The organism is Methanolapillus millepedarum (assembly GCF_032594115.1).
Taxonomy (GTDB): Archaea; Halobacteriota; Methanosarcinia; order Methanosarcinales; family Methanosarcinaceae; genus Methanolapillus; species Methanolapillus millepedarum.
In genome coordinates, this window is sequence record NZ_CP131060.1 from 1,722,890 (window position 1) to 1,739,158 (window position 16,269).

Annotated in this window: 11 protein-coding genes; 4 read left to right on the forward strand and 7 right to left on the reverse strand. The window is 44.1% G+C overall.

Annotation, left to right across the window (positions count from 1 at the left end; all coding sequences use genetic code 11):
* Positions 1–91 precede the first annotated feature (91 nt).
* Positions 92–541, reverse strand: coding sequence for a hypothetical protein (locus MsAc7_RS07870; RefSeq protein WP_338102365.1), 450 nt, complete (start codon positions 539–541; stop codon positions 92–94).
* A 211-nt stretch (positions 542–752) separates the two neighbouring features.
* Between MsAc7_RS07870 and MsAc7_RS07875 the strand changes: the two genes are divergently transcribed.
* From MsAc7_RS07875 to MsAc7_RS07890, 4 genes are all read left to right on the forward strand, one after another.
* A complete protein-coding gene (locus MsAc7_RS07875) occupies positions 753–1,628 on the forward strand; it encodes a DMT family transporter (protein ID WP_338102366.1) in 876 nt (291 codons plus the stop codon).
* A 141-nt stretch (positions 1,629–1,769) separates the two neighbouring features.
* Positions 1,770–2,021 (forward strand): type II toxin-antitoxin system Phd/YefM family antitoxin, encoded by a 252-nt coding sequence (locus MsAc7_RS07880; protein WP_338102367.1) that lies wholly within the window; start codon positions 1,770–1,772, stop codon positions 2,019–2,021.
* Positions 2,018–2,353, forward strand: a complete 336-nt coding sequence (locus tag MsAc7_RS07885) for a type II toxin-antitoxin system RelE/ParE family toxin (RefSeq protein WP_338102368.1) — start codon at positions 2,018–2,020, stop codon at positions 2,351–2,353. The genes MsAc7_RS07880 and MsAc7_RS07885 overlap by 4 nt, the downstream gene beginning before the upstream one ends.
* 79 nt (positions 2,354–2,432) lie before the next feature.
* On the forward strand, positions 2,433–3,023 hold the full coding sequence (locus tag MsAc7_RS07890) for a CDP-2,3-bis-(O-geranylgeranyl)-sn-glycerol synthase (RefSeq protein WP_338102369.1): 591 nt from the start codon (positions 2,433–2,435) through the stop codon (positions 3,021–3,023).
* Positions 3,024–3,160: 137 nt separating this feature from the next.
* On the opposite strand, the gene MsAc7_RS07895 is transcribed toward MsAc7_RS07890, so the two are convergent.
* The 6 genes from MsAc7_RS07895 to MsAc7_RS07920 form a co-directional block, all read right to left on the reverse strand.
* On the reverse strand, positions 3,161–7,333 hold the full coding sequence (locus tag MsAc7_RS07895) for a cobaltochelatase subunit CobN (protein WP_338102370.1): 4,173 nt from the start codon (positions 7,331–7,333) through the stop codon (positions 3,161–3,163).
* 338 nt (positions 7,334–7,671) lie between these two features.
* The gene (locus MsAc7_RS07900) at positions 7,672–8,100 is read right to left on the reverse strand and encodes a DUF2149 domain-containing protein (protein ID WP_338102371.1); all 429 of its coding nucleotides are present in this window, start codon (positions 8,098–8,100) and stop codon (positions 7,672–7,674) included.
* Positions 8,097–8,744 carry a MotA/TolQ/ExbB proton channel family protein gene (locus MsAc7_RS07905; protein ID WP_338102372.1) on the reverse strand — a complete coding sequence of 216 codons (648 nt, stop codon included), beginning with the start codon at positions 8,742–8,744 and terminating at the stop codon, positions 8,097–8,099. Before MsAc7_RS07905 ends, MsAc7_RS07900 begins: the two co-directional genes overlap by 4 nt.
* 203 nt (positions 8,745–8,947) lie before the next feature.
* Complete coding sequence (locus MsAc7_RS07910; RefSeq protein ID WP_338102373.1) at positions 8,948–9,685, reverse strand: DUF2162 family putative transporter; 738 nt, start codon at positions 9,683–9,685, stop codon at positions 8,948–8,950.
* 247 nt (positions 9,686–9,932) lie between these two features.
* Positions 9,933–10,817, reverse strand: a complete 885-nt coding sequence (locus MsAc7_RS07915) for a hypothetical protein (RefSeq protein ID WP_338102374.1) — start codon at positions 10,815–10,817, stop codon at positions 9,933–9,935.
* 73 nt (positions 10,818–10,890) lie between these two features.
* Positions 10,891–16,242, reverse strand: coding sequence for a cobaltochelatase subunit CobN (locus tag MsAc7_RS07920; protein WP_338102375.1), 5,352 nt, complete (start codon positions 16,240–16,242; stop codon positions 10,891–10,893).
* Positions 16,243–16,269: the final 27 nt, after the last annotated feature.

A 16,269-nucleotide genomic window follows, 5' to 3' on the forward strand; every position in this document is an offset into this window, starting at 1 on the left:
CATCAAATCGTATATAAAATACATACAAAATTAGAATCGGCTGAACGTATTATTGACGGTTCGGCGAAAAAAAATTAAGCGATGAAAAATATTATTCTTTGCCGTTGACCAAAAAATCAAACCGTTTCCCGGTGTCGATGTTAAATCCGATTGAAAAATAACAAGTTCCCCCGGCTTTTACTTCCACCCGGTGAAGTTTCCAGTTTCCGACCGGCCGGCAAAAAAAGTTCATCCAAAAACAATGTTCGCCCTTTTCGTTCAAAAAAGGAATGTATTGGCGGTAATACTTATCAAGTTCGATGAACAAATCGGTTTGCGCCCAATTCGAGGCCGGATTTTTGGCCATAAATTCCACAAAATCTTCCGACGCTTTCTCATTGTAGATTCCGACCGCCTTTTCGAGCAGTGTTTCCGCCAACTCAACGCCGGATTCAAAATCAGATGCCTTCGGCTGCCACGGACTTGCATTGATCCGGTAGCGGACCGGTAATTCCGAAAACGGAAGAACCGCCATTTTGGAATCGGAAAATGAAAACGCCAACTTGACACGTCCTTTGAATATTCTGATTTAATTTTGATTTATTAAATTTTCATATTTTTCTCTTCTGACATTCTCATCATAATATTTTATTGTTTTTATATTGTTTTTATATTGTTTTAAGTGTTCTCATATGAATCGCTTCCGTAAAAGAAATAACGGCATATAGATAAAATTATAAGGTAAGACTAAATTTAATCACCCGTGAAGTTTTATGGATTCTCAGAAAAAAGCGGACTTGCTCATGTTTATGGTCGTCTTTTTTTGGGGACTCTCTTATCTTTTTACGCGTGCGGGTGTTGCGTCCATTCCGATTTTTAATTTCATTGCGCTCCGTTTCGCTGTTGGTTTTATCGTTGCGCTTTTGTTGTTTTTCCGCCATTTTTCCAAAATCAATTCCAAAACCATCCGCTGCGGCGTCGTCTTAGGTTTTCTTTTGTTTCTGACGCTCGCCGGCGTCAACTACGGCATCCAGCACACGACCATTTCCAACGTCGGCTTTTTGGGCAGCCTCACGGTCATTTTCGTTCCGATTATGTCATCGGTCGCTTACAGAAAATTTCCGGAAAAGAAAATTATCGCGGCCAGCATTTGCGCCACCATCGGAATCGGACTCATGACGCTTGAAGGCGGCATGGGCGTCGGACTTGGCGATTTGGTTTGTGTTCTTGCGGCCATTGTTTATTCAACGCATATCATGTTGTCCAAAAGATTCGTGGAAATCCAAGAAGTTGACCCGCTCAATCTCGGAATTGTTCAACTCGGATTCACCGCTCTTTTCGGGTTGATTTTTTCATTGGTTTTTGAAGACCCGTTTATTCCAAGTACGGTTGACTTATGGATTCCGGTTCTGTTCCTCGGCGTCTTCTGCAGCGCGTTTGGTTTCATCGCTCAAGTCGTCGCTCAAAAATATACGACGCCGTCGCACATCGGTTTGATTTTCGCGCTGGAACCCGTGTTTGCGGCGCTGTTTGCTTACCTGTTCGCGTCGGAACATTTGCTTCCGATTCAATATCTTGGGGCAGCGATTGTGTTTGTCAGCGTTGTTTTGGCGGAGTTGTTGCCGAATAAAAAGGAAGAAAAAAATTGATTCAATTTTTATTCTAAGTTTTACCCCTAATCTTTGTAAGATTAAGCTTTATTTTGCGTCATATTTTTCTTAAAATTTATCTCAAAATCATTCGTAAAATTTATCTATGATCCCGACATTCCAAATTTGTGAGGAATTTCCATGCCAAATATAAAACCGGTATCTGATTTAAGAAATTACAATGAAATATTAAAAGACATCACCGCCGAAGAGCCTGTATTTCTGACAAAAAACGGTTACGGGAAATATGTCATCATGGACATCGAAAGCTTTGAAAAGCAATATGCTTTAATCCAATTGTTATCGGAATTAGCGGTCGCGGAAAATTCTATCCAAAGCGATGCCGATTGGATTAGCGACAAGGAAATGAGAAAAAGGTTGGGCGTCGAATGAAAGAACTTGTTTTAACTCCCCGCGTTGAATTAGATTTAAAAGATATTAAAATGTATATTGAGGAAGTGTCCGGCAGTTCCGAAACCGCTGTCAATCACATTGCCAATCTGATGAATTGTTATGGAAAGTTGTCCGATTTTCCTTTGCTTGGAAAAGATATGTCCTCTGGAAAAGGGCTTAAATTTAATTACCGGTATTTAATCTGTGGCAACTATTTTGTCTATTACAAGTTTCAAAATAATGTTGTCAGAATATTCCGAATACTTAACAGCAAACGCGACTTTTTGAGAATATTGTACCGTGATTTAATCAACGAAGAAAACAAATCATAAATAACAAAAAGTCCCAAAATGATGAACCGGCAACATATTATTATTTGAAATATTTTAGTGATTATGGAAAAAGATGATTATGCTTCTTGAAATTGTAACAGCGGTTGCGGTCGGCGTTTGGATTATGCTGCCTGCGTATTTGCCCAACTCCTTTGCCGCGCTTCTTGGCGGCGGGCGTCCGATTGACGGCGGAAAAACATTAAAAGATGGCCGCCGGATTCTAGGCGACGGGAAAACCTGGCGCGGATTTTTCGCGGGAACACTCCTTGGTTTTTTGGTCGGAATTATTGAAATTTTTCTTCTCAAAATGGGATTTAATTTCTTCGGAATCGCGCTTCCCGGATTTTCAGCGACCGGCATTCCGGATGCGCTTGACTTGTCCGCCTGTCTCGCGATTTTGTCTCTGGCGGTCGGCGCGCTTCTCGGCGACATGACGTTCAGTTTCATCAAAAGAAGAATCGGTCTCAAACGCGGCGCGCCTTTCCCGTTGGTCGACCAATACGATTTTCTCATCGGCGCCTTTTTGCTGACAATGCTGACCTCTTGGACTTGGTTCTTCCAAACGTTAGCGTTTTGGCCGCTCATTGCGGTGATCATCATCACGCCGCTTCTGCATGTCGGAACCAACATTGTCGGATACAAACTCGGCATTAAGAACGAGCCGTGGTAATAATCATAAATTTCAGCGGAGCCATTCGTTTTAAGCGTTCGTTCCCGCCAATCATTCAAAAAAAGAAAGGTGAAGGGAATTTTCCTTCACCATGATTTATCTTTTCCTTTTCAATCTTTCATTTCAATATTTTCTTTTCAAACCCCTTTCTTTCTGTATCCGTAAAAGATGGCGCCGATGATGAGAACCACAATCGCGATCGCAATCACGCTGGATGATGAGACGGACGGGTTGGCCATAAAGTCGCGGACGGCGGAGGCGGCATTCTGAACGGATACCGTCATTTCAAATCCTGAAACTTGCGGTCCGGTCTGTCCGGGTGTGCTTGTGTCCGTACCGTAACCCGAGCCGGGAGAGTTTGCGTCGGTTGGTGTCGTTGAGGATGTGTTTTCGGTTGAGTTGCCGGTGTCGGTTCCGTTCACCACTTTGGCGGTTCCGGTTCCGGAAGACGATCCGGTGGACTTTTCCGGGCTTAAACTCGGGGAATAACTCTTATCCAGCGCCACATTGACTGTATCGACATATTGCTTTTTGACATCATCCGGCAAATCCAACGCCATGAGACCGCTCATGATTTTGTTGTTGAAATTCATGTTGCTGCAGGTGTGGTGACAACAGACGACGCCGTTTAAAGCCGTTTGTTCCACATACTCTTTTTCAAGCTGCTTTAAAACATCCGGAGACGGTGTCCACTGGCCAAGGTAGGCGGCGTTGAGAAGATTTCCGACCATCGCTTGGTAAGCATACGGATTTGTATTTTTGAGGTGGTCCGGAACACCTTGTCCGGTGGCGTCGTTGACATAAATGTCGCTGAGTTTTTGCCATGTGTCGCTCGTAACCAAGCTCGGCATTGCCATATTCCAAACCGCGAGCGCTTCAAAAAGCTCGTTCATGTGGGCCGTTCCGGCGTACCCGGAATCCATCATGCCTTCAATCCATTTCGGGTTAAAAGCGCGCGAATTCAATTCAGCGTTTAAGAATTCGGAAAGAGATGTCACATCGGTTCCTTTGTTCCTTTGGTCGTTGATGTACATGTCCGGTTTTCCGCCGGACTCTTTAATGGCCGAAGCAAGTCCGCCGAAGTAAGATGCAACCATCGGGTGATCCAAGAGACCATAAGTGTTGGAACTTCTGGAAAAGACGCCCATCTCCACATCTTTTAAGTTCTCTTTGAGTAAATCCGGCATGGGGACGCCCCACTGGGTGACAGCTTTTCCATCGACGCGAATATCGTTTCCATCTTTGTCCGTCGTCAGGTTGACGCCGTAGACGTAGCTCATCCGGCTGATATAGAGGTTTGCCACATCGGATTCGTTCCCTTCATTGCCGCTGCCGGCCAAATTTTCAAGTCCCGGCGTGTATTCTCCCGGCGGCGGTCCGAAAACGCGGGCGGTGGATATTTCTTTGGCAAAAGTTTCGTTGTATCCTTTGTCTTTGAGCGCCTGCTCAATTTCAAGAGAATTTTCTTTGACAAAGTTTCTCTGCCCGTTATCGGGAGCATTTGCCGCCAATTTTGCCGCTTCGTTAATCCAAATCACTTGTCGGCTATATGTGTCCCGGTAAGAACCGGATGTTTCAACCACAACGTCCACACGCGGCTTGTCCCAACCCGGAATGAGTTCGACACCGCTGATTCGTCCGGCACTTGATCCGGTTCCCCAAATCGGCTTCGTCCCCATCAGGTAGAAGATTTCAGCTTCCATTGACCCTTTATTACGGGTCGTTTCAACTGCCCACAAAAGGAAAGCGACCTTTTCCGGATATTTTCCGGCGCCGTGTTCTTTTTGATAGGTGGCAACGAGTCCGTTCGCCAGGACAGTGCCGACGCCGTTAAAAACCGTTTCGGACGGAATTGTTCGGGAATCATCTTGAATCGGATTTTTGCCGGTCGGAAGCGCTTCCGGATTATTAATCGGGTCTCCCGTGCTTCCAATTGGAATATATTCTCCGTTTAAAGCGTTGATTAAATTTATTATTTCATCGGTACATTGATTGATTTTATTTTCAGCTTCGTTTTCCGTTAAACCGGGGTTTTGAGCCACCATTGAGGCGACCATCTCATCAAATTCATCTCCGGTCGGCGCAATACCTAAGGTATGGTCGCCGTACGGAATATAACTTTTTTCAATGGTTCGGATATGCTTTTCGATTTGCGTCAGAGTTTTGTCAACAGCAACTGAATCATTCTTGATGTTGTTCCAGCTGATGTTTAAACTTGCATCAAATCCCAAACTTCCGGAATATCGGATGATTTCATTGAGGATGGCCGCTTTAACGTCATCCGTTCCGGCGGATTTGTAACTTTGTATTTCGGCGTCCAAGGATTCCAAATCGCCGTAAAGGCCGCCCGGAACCATCGCCGGCGTCATGAATGTAATAACCGCCATGTTCGCGCGTCTTTTGTCGGTTTTGCCGGTCGCGTCCATCGGAAGCGGGTGAATGATTGGCATGTCTCCGATCATCAGCGCCGCCCAGTCTTTGGCGGAAAGTCCGGTTTGCTTTCCGGGAAGCGTCGCCAAGTTGGACCAAGTCGGTACCAAAGCGTTGGCATTATATTGGGAATCGTCCCTGAAATAGAAGTAAGCGGCAAGCATTTGGTGCGTCGGCGGGTAATCTTTGGTGTTGGCCATCGCGGCTTCGCTTTGGTCACGTCCGCGAAGCGGCGCCGGGGTGATCATCACATTTCCGAAGGTAAGTGCCGGAATCACGACATATTTTCCGGATTCGTTTTCATAGACCATGATGTTTCCGGGAGCCGGGCCCCACAAATCGTTGACAGCCTGTTTTTTGTCGGTGTCAAGCGTGTTGAAATAGGCGATGTAATCGTCCGCCGGAAGCATAACGGCATAACCGTCGTCAACCATTTTTTTAAGCTGCCCCGGCGCCCAAGTGCCGACGTTGTAACCATAGTTGACCATGAGGTCGGTTAATTCTTCTTTTGCGGGAAGCGGATCATTTCCGACATCGTAGCCGGCTGCTTCTAACGCTTTTAAAATTTCCAGAATACTTCCGGGTCCGTCCATATAGTAGTCCGGATCGGCGCCGATATTGGCTTTTCCGGCTTCGGCGGCATAATACGGAATGACAATTTTTTTGTCGGCATTATCGGTATGCGACAGTTTTCCCCAGCCGATGGCACGCTGTACCATCCAGTCGGCTTGATAATCAATCGGATCGTTCCGATCGATTGTGAAACCATTTTGGTCTTTGGGTTTGGCGGCAATAACAATCGGTTCAATCATGCCGTCTTGTTCCGCTAAATCCAAATACGCGATCTGCGTCGGGAAAATTCCATAGGGGGAGTTCTCCCATTCTTCTTTTGTTTTGTTTTCATAAAGTTGGGCGCCGATTAAAACGGGAACGCCGAGAGATTCCAATTGTTGCTGTCCGAGTTCGTTATTTAATGAAAACAGACGGGCGCCGCGCCAAAGAGAAATCACTGAATCGACAATGACTTCGCCGCTTTCGAAGTTTCCGCCCCCATCAGCAACAACATTGATCATGTAATTTTCATGATTCGCTGTTTTACTCACATCGGTTGTTGCGTTGGAGACAAATGTGCCGACCAAAGCGTTACATCCCTGAGCTTCGATTTCGCGAACCAAATAATCAAGAATAGGGCCGTCACGGTCAAGCGCGCTTAAATTGCTGGACGGCATAATGCCGATGGTTGGGACGGTTGGGTCATAAATGTGAGATCCGTCTCCGCGGTCTGTTGAATACCACGCCAAATATTCACTCGCGTTTTTAAACAAAATCTGGTTGTCGGCGTAGTAGTCCGGATGGTAAACGCCGTAAACAGATGTTTTGTCCACGGCGGGAATAGCGTTGGTATAGTCGCCGTAATCTTTCGCCAACTGGAGAAGGAGAATTTCAAAATTGCCTTTGAACGGATATTTAAAGCAATCTTCATAGACCGTTTTGTTAAGCCAGTTCATTCCGGTTGTTTTCGGGTCCGTCGTACTTTGTACAAGAATCACGGTCCCATTTGCGATGGCATCGTTCAGTTCAGGTTTTAAGTCCGCAAAAACAGAATCAACCAAGCTTTCCAAAATAATAACGTCATAGCCGCTTAAATCATATGTTTTGACGTCCGGGCCGTACGTCGTCCCGGTAAAGTTGGTCAGTTCGATATATTGCGCAATCGTTGCGTTTTCAGCCAGAATGGCTTCTGCCATTTTGATGTTCCGGTCTTTTGAAGAAACGTAAGCCACCTTTACTTTTTCCGGCGGCGCCGGGTCGGCCATTGCCGGAATCATCGATCCGAACAAAAGAACCAATATGAATAGGGTCAATATTTTTTTCATCATTTTATCCCACAATGTTAATGTTTTTGTTTTTTAATCTTTTAAATTGTTTATTTTGCTGGAATTAAATATTTAATATTTGAAAATAATAATTTTTACTTTATCATAACTTCGTTTGATATGTTTTTATAAAATTAAATAAAACAATCAAACTTGTATTATAATTGAATTTTTAGAATATATATGCACTCTTTTTGATAATATCTATTATCTGAGTGGGTAATAATAACTGAATTTGCTGTCAGGCAAATTGATCAAATCAAAAAGAAATGAAAAATGTTCAAAAAAGAAAACGAATTCAAAGATTGAGGTTGAATCTCAACCCTTGAATCTGAAAATTATTAGGACGCGCTGCTGTTATTTGTCGTGCCTGCCGTATTATTTCCGGTACTGTTGGTCATATTGGCCGGTGTTGACGAATTGTTTTCCGGGACATAAATCACACGCCCGTCTTCCAGCCGGTAAGCTGTTCCGAGAATATCGCCGATTCCGCCGCCGATCTGCTGTTCGGCATTGATCTCCATGATTTCAATGCCTTCATCGGTTTTCGTGATGATTTGCATGTTGTCTTGTCCCGGGTTTTTGACAATTGTCACGGATTCGTTGGTCAAAAGCTCCGAAATGCCAAACGACATCACAAGCGCGACCAGCAAGGCTACTGAGAAAACCATTGCAATATCAAAAACGTTGCCGACAAAAGACATCGGGTTCTCAACTTCTGTTCTTGAAAACGATGAGCCCCGCCCTCCTCTTCTTGACCGGCGGCTCATTCTTTCGCCTCTAAAACGTCTATAATGTAGTCGATATCAATCATATCTTGCCAGTACCATCTGGACCGAACGACGGTTAAGCAATAAGCGATTCCGGCAGAGAATAAGCCGACGACGGTCGTTGCAAAGGCAATCACGAGGTTAGACACAAGGTTTTCGACGTTTCCTGAGGTGAGACCCATCAAAGCCGGGCTTAGTGGAATGAGCGTTCCCATAAGTCCAAGCATCGGGCCGACAGTTGTAATGATTCTGGTTTTCTCCGTTCGTTTCACCATTCGAGTTTCGTAATCGTCGGCCAAACGTCCGACCGATAGAGTATTACCGTCTTTCACATAATCCGCAATATTTTTTGAAAACGAAGTCACCAGTTGGGCTTGCCCTTCCATGTTTCTTAAAATGTCGGCGGCTTTTTCATTTCCGTTTGGTTCTTTAAGCGCTTTTGACAAAGTGTTTAATGTTTTTTCAAATGCAACTCCGTCTTTGTGGCGGCGAGTATATTCCGTGATGTATTCGCCGGTCATCATTAAAATGACAACGACCAAAAGCATCAACAAAATCATAACCGGGTAAAGAAGCGCATTTGAAAAAATATACATGATGTACGAAATCGCGGAACCGAAATCTGTTAAAAAATTAATCTCCATTCATTTCACCTAAACTTGTTTTTGATCTTTTTTTACCTGAAAAAACCCTGTCTACTATAAACATATATATAAAAATCAAAATGAGGATCTCAAATCAAATGAATCATTGAGAGCCTTATTTTTAGAAATAAAATTGATTAAAATTGAGAATTTGATTTGATCATTTGGGAATCATCAAATGCTGATTCGTAACGTTTGTCCTGTCAGGACATTTTTGTTTTGGACCGGCTTTTTTTGATTTGTCCGTCCGCCGCTTTGGTAATCACCGCGCCGAACAAAATCAACAAAAAGGCTGCGGCAAGCGCACCCATTTCCACGGTTCCAAACGGTGTTGGCGTCGTGGAAGATTGCGCCCCGGCGCTGATGTACGCCGGAATCATGGCAGCGGCCGCCAAATAGAAAAGTCCGATAAAAACCATTACAGATCCGAGCGTGTCCGGTGTTCCGGAAATCGGAATACCGATATAGCTTGAGATTTTGCCCAAGTTTTTCATGAAAAACGTTGAGACAATAATTGAAATGATAAAGACGATTCCGACAATTGCGCCGATTAAAACGCCGTCAATGGTGACGACGGTGGACAGCGCAACACAGGAAACCAAGAGCGCCGCCATACAAACCGGGCATGGGAAAACTAAAATTAAAAACGTCTTTTTGGAAACATCGCACCCGGCATTCCATTTTTTCATGGTGTAAATGCCGCCGAAAACCAAGAATAAAGCCAACGTGATGTGAATACCGGTCGCCAGCGGTGAACTCATAAAAGATGTGACGTCAATCGCGTCCATGAAATATCCGGCGACAAGCGCAATCACAAAGTAAAGCGCGCAAAGCCCGAATACCACCGGCCATTTAACACTTGAAAATCCGCAGCCCATACCGGTCTTCAATCCGAATATAAAAACACTCGACAGAATACCCACCACAATCAGAAATGCCATTGCTTCCATGAAGGGAAATATAAGCGGTGGAACTTATATAAAGAATAGTTTTTGGATTACAATTGTTATCTTTAAAGCTAATGATTTAATTTGAAATAATTTCAGAAGGAGATGTTTTAGAGTTCAAAAACAGCCTCTTGTCATTTTAACTTTTAATAAAAGCGTTATTATGACGCGCGAGGCGACGGCGCAAAAATAAGGATAATGAAAAAATGGGAAAAAGGAACTTTCTCTCTTTGTCTTAAATTCATTCCAACGAATTTGTATAACTTTTGATAATACGATTATATTTGGAACGTTCTGTTATAAAAGCACCTCCATTCTCAGCTTCAAGGTATATCTTTACAGCAGAATTATCTAACGGCACGATTGTGTATGAAACGCCGTCATTGGCACCTTCCGAAAGTCCGATCATGTCATATTCTACATCTTTGGTCGGATGAAGTATGACAGCCTCTAATTGAATTGTTCCGTCTTCATTTATTGTTATTCGTTGGTAATATTGATCAAATTTGCTTTGATTCTCTGCTTTAAAAACGAGTATTTCGGCATAGCCCGAAACGTCATCTGTGTAGCTTAATATTTCGTCAAACTCTTTTGTTCCTGAAATATTTCCGGAAAGAATGTCCGTAACAATCAGGTCCAACTTTTCAGAAGAATTAGAATCTGAAATAATATGAGCAAAAGGATTTCCAACAAGCATTTTTCGCGTATCCGTTTCAATTATAAAGGTGTAACCATATTTTTTTTCAATTTGAAGCGGAAGAGATGTTGTATTAAATGATATGTTAGAGACATCATTCAATAAATAATATTCAATTCGCCCTGCAGGGTTTCGACTGATTAATATTTTTGTCGTATTTGCATTCGGGTATCGATCATGAGCTATATCCCACAAATAGTCGCCATCCGGTGAAACCGACGTAATAGCAATTGTATCCGTTCCCGGAGGAAGATAATGAACACTATCTCTAGCGTTAATAAAACTGAAATTCAGATGTTTTCCGGGAACATCGTCAAATGATTTAATTGTTTGATTGTTGACAAATGCAGAAATAGAAATAAATGCAACAGCCATAACAAGAACTAAAACCAAAAAGGTGAATGCATACTTTTTCTGTTTTCCAATCATTTTAACACCTATTTGAATAAACATAAAAAATATAAAAGTTGCCAAAAGGCAACTTTTTAAAACTCCGGCAGTTTCAAATATTTTTCTTCCGGTAGCCGTAGAATACGGCGCCGATGACCAACACCACAATTGCAATGGCGAAAATGCTGGACGATGAAAACGTCGGATTTGTCATAAAGTCGCGAATGGAATTCGCAGCGTTTTGAATGGTTGAAGTCATTTCATATCCGGAAACGGGCGCTCCCGGTGTTCCCGGGGTGGTGCCGTCCGTTCCGTAACCGCCGCTGGCGTCCGTCCCGTCGGATGGTGTTTCACCGGAATCGGAAGACTCCGACGGACCGCTTGAAACTGCCGCTGTTCCGAAACCGCCGCCGGAGGAGGTTGATGGATTTGGAGAGATAGACGGCTTTTCGCGCTCTGTCGCATCTTCTACATTCTTCCAATAATCCTCATATTCATCCGGATTAATTCCAAGAACAGACATTTGTCCGGCAATGAATTTGTCAAGAGACGGATTACCGCAAGTGTGATGACAGCAAGCGACACCGCTTTGAATAACGGAATCCATATATTTTTCCATCAATGCTTTTTGCATGGCTTGGAACTCTTTCATCCTTTCGTTGTAAGCAACCGGATCGGTTTCTTTTAAATCTTGGGCGGTGAAATAGTCTTTGCGCATACTTTCAATCAGCCGGGCGGTGAGCGATTGGTAAGCGTATGGGTTTTCTTTGAAATAATCATCAAGTCCCAATTCATACGAATCATTCACATAAACATCATAGACTTTTTTCCAGTTTTCATAACTGATCAACTCGCCGTCCGATGTCGCTGCCCAGCCGAACAAGTTTTCCACAAACTCTGAATACATGGTCGACCCGGAATAGCCGGACTCCATCATGCCTTTAATCCATTCCTCATTGAGATAACGGGATTCCAGGTCCATGTTGATGTATTCTTTCATACCGTACATTTTTCCGCTGCTTGTACGTGCGTCTTGCCCGACATTTTTCGTGTCGGCGACGTACATTTCCGGCATCTTCTTGTCGTCGCGCAAATACTTTGTCGCCATGTTCAGCGCGCCAAAGTATTGGAAGAAATCATCGTTGTCCAAAGTGTCGTACAAATTGGACGAATCTGCATGAACAGACGCGTCGACATTTTTAAGAAGCGCTTTGAGTAAATCCTGAGCGCTGGCACCCCATGTCGAATCGTCACCGTAAACATAGCCCATGTTTTTCAAATACATATCTACAATCGCTTGCGGATCATCCCACGAACCGCTTGCACTCACCAAATTTCCGGTTCCGATTTCATAGTTCCCGGGCTCATTGGCGAAACAGCGGAAATACATCATATTCTCAAGGCCGGCCGCTTTTAATTTTTCGGAATTCTTTTTAACGTAATTCCATTCGTTTGGTTCATCTTGAGTTGCGGCAGCTTTCACGCCAACGTTAATCAATTTCAACTTGTCGCCAAAAGCGTCGCGCATGCCGGCGGTCGTGTACACCACATCAATTCTCGGACGGTTGATGGTTACTTCTTTCTTTTGTTTTTCATCATAGAATGTGATCGTGAGTTCGCTGAGCGGAATTACTTTGACCGATTTCGGGTCCACTTTTCCATTGACATCCCAAACCGGCTCAACGCCCATCAGATAAAGCGCGCAGGCTTCAAGGGCGCCTTCGTCACGGATAAATTCAACGCCGAACCTTGAAAATGAAACTGTGTCCGGGAATTTACCGTATTTTTTATAGTAATCAATGACCAACTGGTCCGCCAAAGACTTTCCGACTTCCCAGGCGGCTTTTGTCGGGAACTTATCCGGGTCAATGCCGTAGAAGTTCTTGCCGGTCGGAAGCGCGCTTGGATTTTGAATCGGATCGTTTCCGGCGTTGGGCCAAATGTAACCGCCGGAAAGCGCGCGCATTAAACTTTCTGTTTCGCAATCGCCGCAATCTTTCAAATTTTGAGCGTAATCCAATCGTCCGTATCCGGTCAGATAGGAGGTAACGCCTTTATTTTGATGGGATTGCGTGTTAAACTCAAAAGAGAGTGCTTCATCAATCAGGTCCGCGTCAATCATTCTGGAGTGGTCGTCACGCATGTGAATGCAATATGCTGTTACGTTTCTGATGCTGGTATTCAATTTATCTTTGCTTGGAACATCCGAGTAGAAATAGTAGGCAAAGACGACTTCTTCTCGAATTTCATCCATGACCGTTACCGGATTTCCATTTGAATCTTCGCCGGTTTGAATTGAATTCCATTCGGCAATGACGCCATCGGCGTCGGCGGCTTCTTCCATGTACATTGCCGGACCCAAAATGAACCGGACGACAATTTCATGGTCGGTGTCCGTATAACGGTCAGCCGGATAATAAATGTCCAGAATGTTCATCATTTCATCTTTGGTTGTTGCATCCGCCAAGTCAACGACCATTTGGTGAATTATTTCCTCATCCGCGTATGGAATACTCAAATAGCCGAGGTCTTTGTAATATGCTTCATAAAGCGCGTTGTCAAATCCATGTCCCCACATGTTACGCAGCATCGCTCCGATTTGTTCGTCCGTCGGGCTTTGCCCGTAAACGTGCATACCATAGGGTAAACTGTTTTCTTTAACAGACTCGACGTAATCAAACAAATCTTCTTTGAGGAATTTGGAAAAGTCGTCTTGCGGCAAGCCTTTCAAATAGGTTTGAAGCTGCGCATCCGTCACTTTTTCCGGATTTGTTTCGTTGACAAGGCGTTTGTATTTTTCCATGCCGATAATATCATCGATTCCGGCGGCGAACATACGGATGACAATGTCCTTTTGCCGCTGAGCGTTTGTACTTGAATCGCCGCCTGCTTGCGCGATAAAGTAGGCTTGAATTTCTTTTTCCAGCCATTCCAAATCGGCGTTAGAATCTAAATTCGATCGAATCATCGGCGGCGTCATGTGGTCGATAATCAGGGCATTTCCACGGTATTCGGCCGTAAGCCCTTCGCCGACATTGGCAACAATGTAGGGATAAATATTTGGAATATCGCCAAGCAGCAATGGGCTCAGGTCATCTTCGGCATTCATGCCGTGCGGTGACCCGGGCAACCATTCATGAGTTCCATGCGTTCCAAAATTGATGATCGCGTCCGGCTTAAATTCATTTTGAAGCCACAAATAGTAGGCCACATATTGATGAGTGGGTGGAATGTCGCCACTGTGATAGGAAAACGCTTTATCGGTTGAAAGTGCGCGGTCAGGCTGCGGCGTCAACCACACATTTCCGAACCGGATGGCTGGAATCACAATGAAACGTTTGCCGTTTGAATCCTGCCATATCATGCCGCTTTGGTCCTTAGAGAGCGGTTTTGAGTAGTTCCATGGTTCCCCCCAAGAGTCAATAATTCCATTTCGAATGGTGGTATTGGTGACGGTTGCGTCAAACCACTCCTGGTAAGTTTCAACCGGAACCATCGTTGAGCCCCACCAGTCCGCATCCGCCGTATTTCCACGTTCGTCGACCATTGTGTTTAAAACGCCGGGGGCGTACGCGCCGACGTTAATTCCTTGACGGAATACCAAATCCAAAAGATTGGTTTCATTTAAGCCGGATTCCGAGACCGGAACTTTGTCAAATGAAACTGTATACCCTTCATCTTTCAATTGGCGGAGAAGTCCCGGGAATTGCGTTGTTTCACAACCCGCAAAGCTTCTCATGACATTCAAATAGTTGGCGCCGACACCGTCTTTTCCGGGCGGATAGTTGTAATAGATGATCGCGATTTTTTTATCCGCGTTGTCTTTGGCTTTTAAATTCGCCCAAGCAATCGCACGGTTGTTGAGCCAATTAATTTGTTCCGGATAGATGATGGCGCTGCCGTCCGTCACCGGTCCGCCGATTAAAATAAAGTCGGACATGCCGTCGCGGTTTGGAGAAACGGTGGAATAAACCAGAGAATCCTTGGAGATTTGTCCGTTTGACGCCGTTGTAACGGCTTTTAAAACCGTGACGTTTAATTCATCAAGCCACTCGAGACCGGTTTCATAATCGTCGTAATTAAAAGAAAAATCCTTAATGGAGATGGCGGCTCCAATCAAAACATCTCCGTTGCTGTCCGCGAAATACTTCATGGTCGGATTGATCGGGTTTCCATTGCCGTCATCTGATTCTCTGAAAATATCATAGGTTGCGATGACGTTCACGCCTTTTGATTCCAAATCAGCGATGACGGCATTAATAATCGGAAGCCGCCCGTCGGAGAAATATTCTTTGTGGAACCACAATCCAACCGTTACGTTGCTCGAATTATAAACATGGTGCGGGGTGTCATAGGGGCCGGGTTCAGTGGAGTAATTTGCCAAATAATCGTCAAGAGTTGCATATGTTTTATCCGGTAAATCCGGGTGGTAAATGCCGTAAGCCGGAGACGCGCTTTTGAGGATCCAATCTTTGGTGAAATGGTCCGGATTCGTGGAACCGAATTCCCGTCCCGCCAAAACTAAAATTTGTTCATTGATTTGAACGTCAATGGAAAGCGGATGGTCTTTGTCGTCGATTTCTTCCGCGTAGTCGGGTCCATATCCTCCGGTATTGAAGATTAAAACCGGTTTTGTTTTGGCGACATTTTCCAATTTGTAGTTACTTGTTGTGATGAGATCATCAAATCCTTGACAATATGAATCCGTAATCATATTCAGAAGAATTACATTTTGATTGGCAAAACCTCCGGCGTTACCAAAATCAACAATTGCTTGGTTTCCGGCCTCGGTCCAATAGTCCGGTAAAAACGTCACATCCATAAATGAAGAATAAGCATTAACCAATCCCCAATTTTCTTGTCCGGAAAAGCCGAGATAAGCGATTTTGACCGTTTCCCAATCATTTGTAATCGCCGCACATTTTGTATCGGTTTTACTGCGCTCTTTAGCTAAAAACATCAGAATGTTTTCGGCGTAATCCTGTTTGAGTTCATCAGATTCCGCTGCATAGTTGTCTTTTTGGTCGTTAAACATTAAAAAGAATGTTTTGACAGCGTCACCGGAATAAGTTGTGCTTGTTGTAAAGTCAGGCGTGTCCCGGAAATCGAAATAGTCCGGTGTTTGTGTAGAGCCGCTCCAATCGTTCATAAACGCAATCAACGTCACACCATTGTCGTGAGCCTCTTCAAACAGGCCCCAATCTTGGGAATTAATTCCGTAATAAGCCATGTCCAAGAAAATAAAGTCAAAAGAAGATAAGTCGTAAGAAGTCAAATCAGCCATAGTTGGATAATTGATTCCAATCGTTTGTATGTTAAAATCGTCTCCGTAAACCATGGACGATTCCATACCGAATGAAACCGGCATGTCAAAATAACCGGTATTTCCGATATACAATACATCAATTTTATCATCCGATCCCGAAATATGAGGAGACGGATCTGCCGCAGAAAGCGGAATCATTGAAAAAAACAAAAGCAGTAGTATAAG

Bases quoted from the DNA above. Each gene is read 5' to 3' on its own strand.
- MsAc7_RS07885 (WP_338102368.1), top strand. From the start codon at position 2,018: ATGAAAGAACTTGTTTTAACTCCCCGCGTTGAATTAGATTTAAAAGAT.
- MsAc7_RS07900 (WP_338102371.1), bottom strand. From the start codon at position 8,100: ATGAGCCGCCGGTCAAGAAGAGGAGGGCGGGGCTCATCGTTTTCAAGA.
- MsAc7_RS07920 (WP_338102375.1), bottom strand. From the start codon at position 16,242: ATGATTCCGCTTTCTGCGGCAGATCCGTCTCCTCATATTTCGGGATCG.
- MsAc7_RS07895 (WP_338102370.1), bottom strand. From the start codon at position 7,333: ATGATGAAAAAAATATTGACCCTATTCATATTGGTTCTTTTGTTCGGA.
- MsAc7_RS07910 (WP_338102373.1), bottom strand. From the start codon at position 9,685: ATGGCATTTCTGATTGTGGTGGGTATTCTGTCGAGTGTTTTTATATTC.
- MsAc7_RS07880 (WP_338102367.1), top strand. From the start codon at position 1,770: ATGCCAAATATAAAACCGGTATCTGATTTAAGAAATTACAATGAAATA.
- MsAc7_RS07890 (WP_338102369.1), top strand. From the start codon at position 2,433: ATGCTTCTTGAAATTGTAACAGCGGTTGCGGTCGGCGTTTGGATTATG.
- MsAc7_RS07915 (WP_338102374.1), bottom strand. From the start codon at position 10,817: ATGATTGGAAAACAGAAAAAGTATGCATTCACCTTTTTGGTTTTAGTT.
- MsAc7_RS07875 (WP_338102366.1), top strand. From the start codon at position 753: ATGGATTCTCAGAAAAAAGCGGACTTGCTCATGTTTATGGTCGTCTTT.
- MsAc7_RS07905 (WP_338102372.1), bottom strand. From the start codon at position 8,744: ATGGAGATTAATTTTTTAACAGATTTCGGTTCCGCGATTTCGTACATC.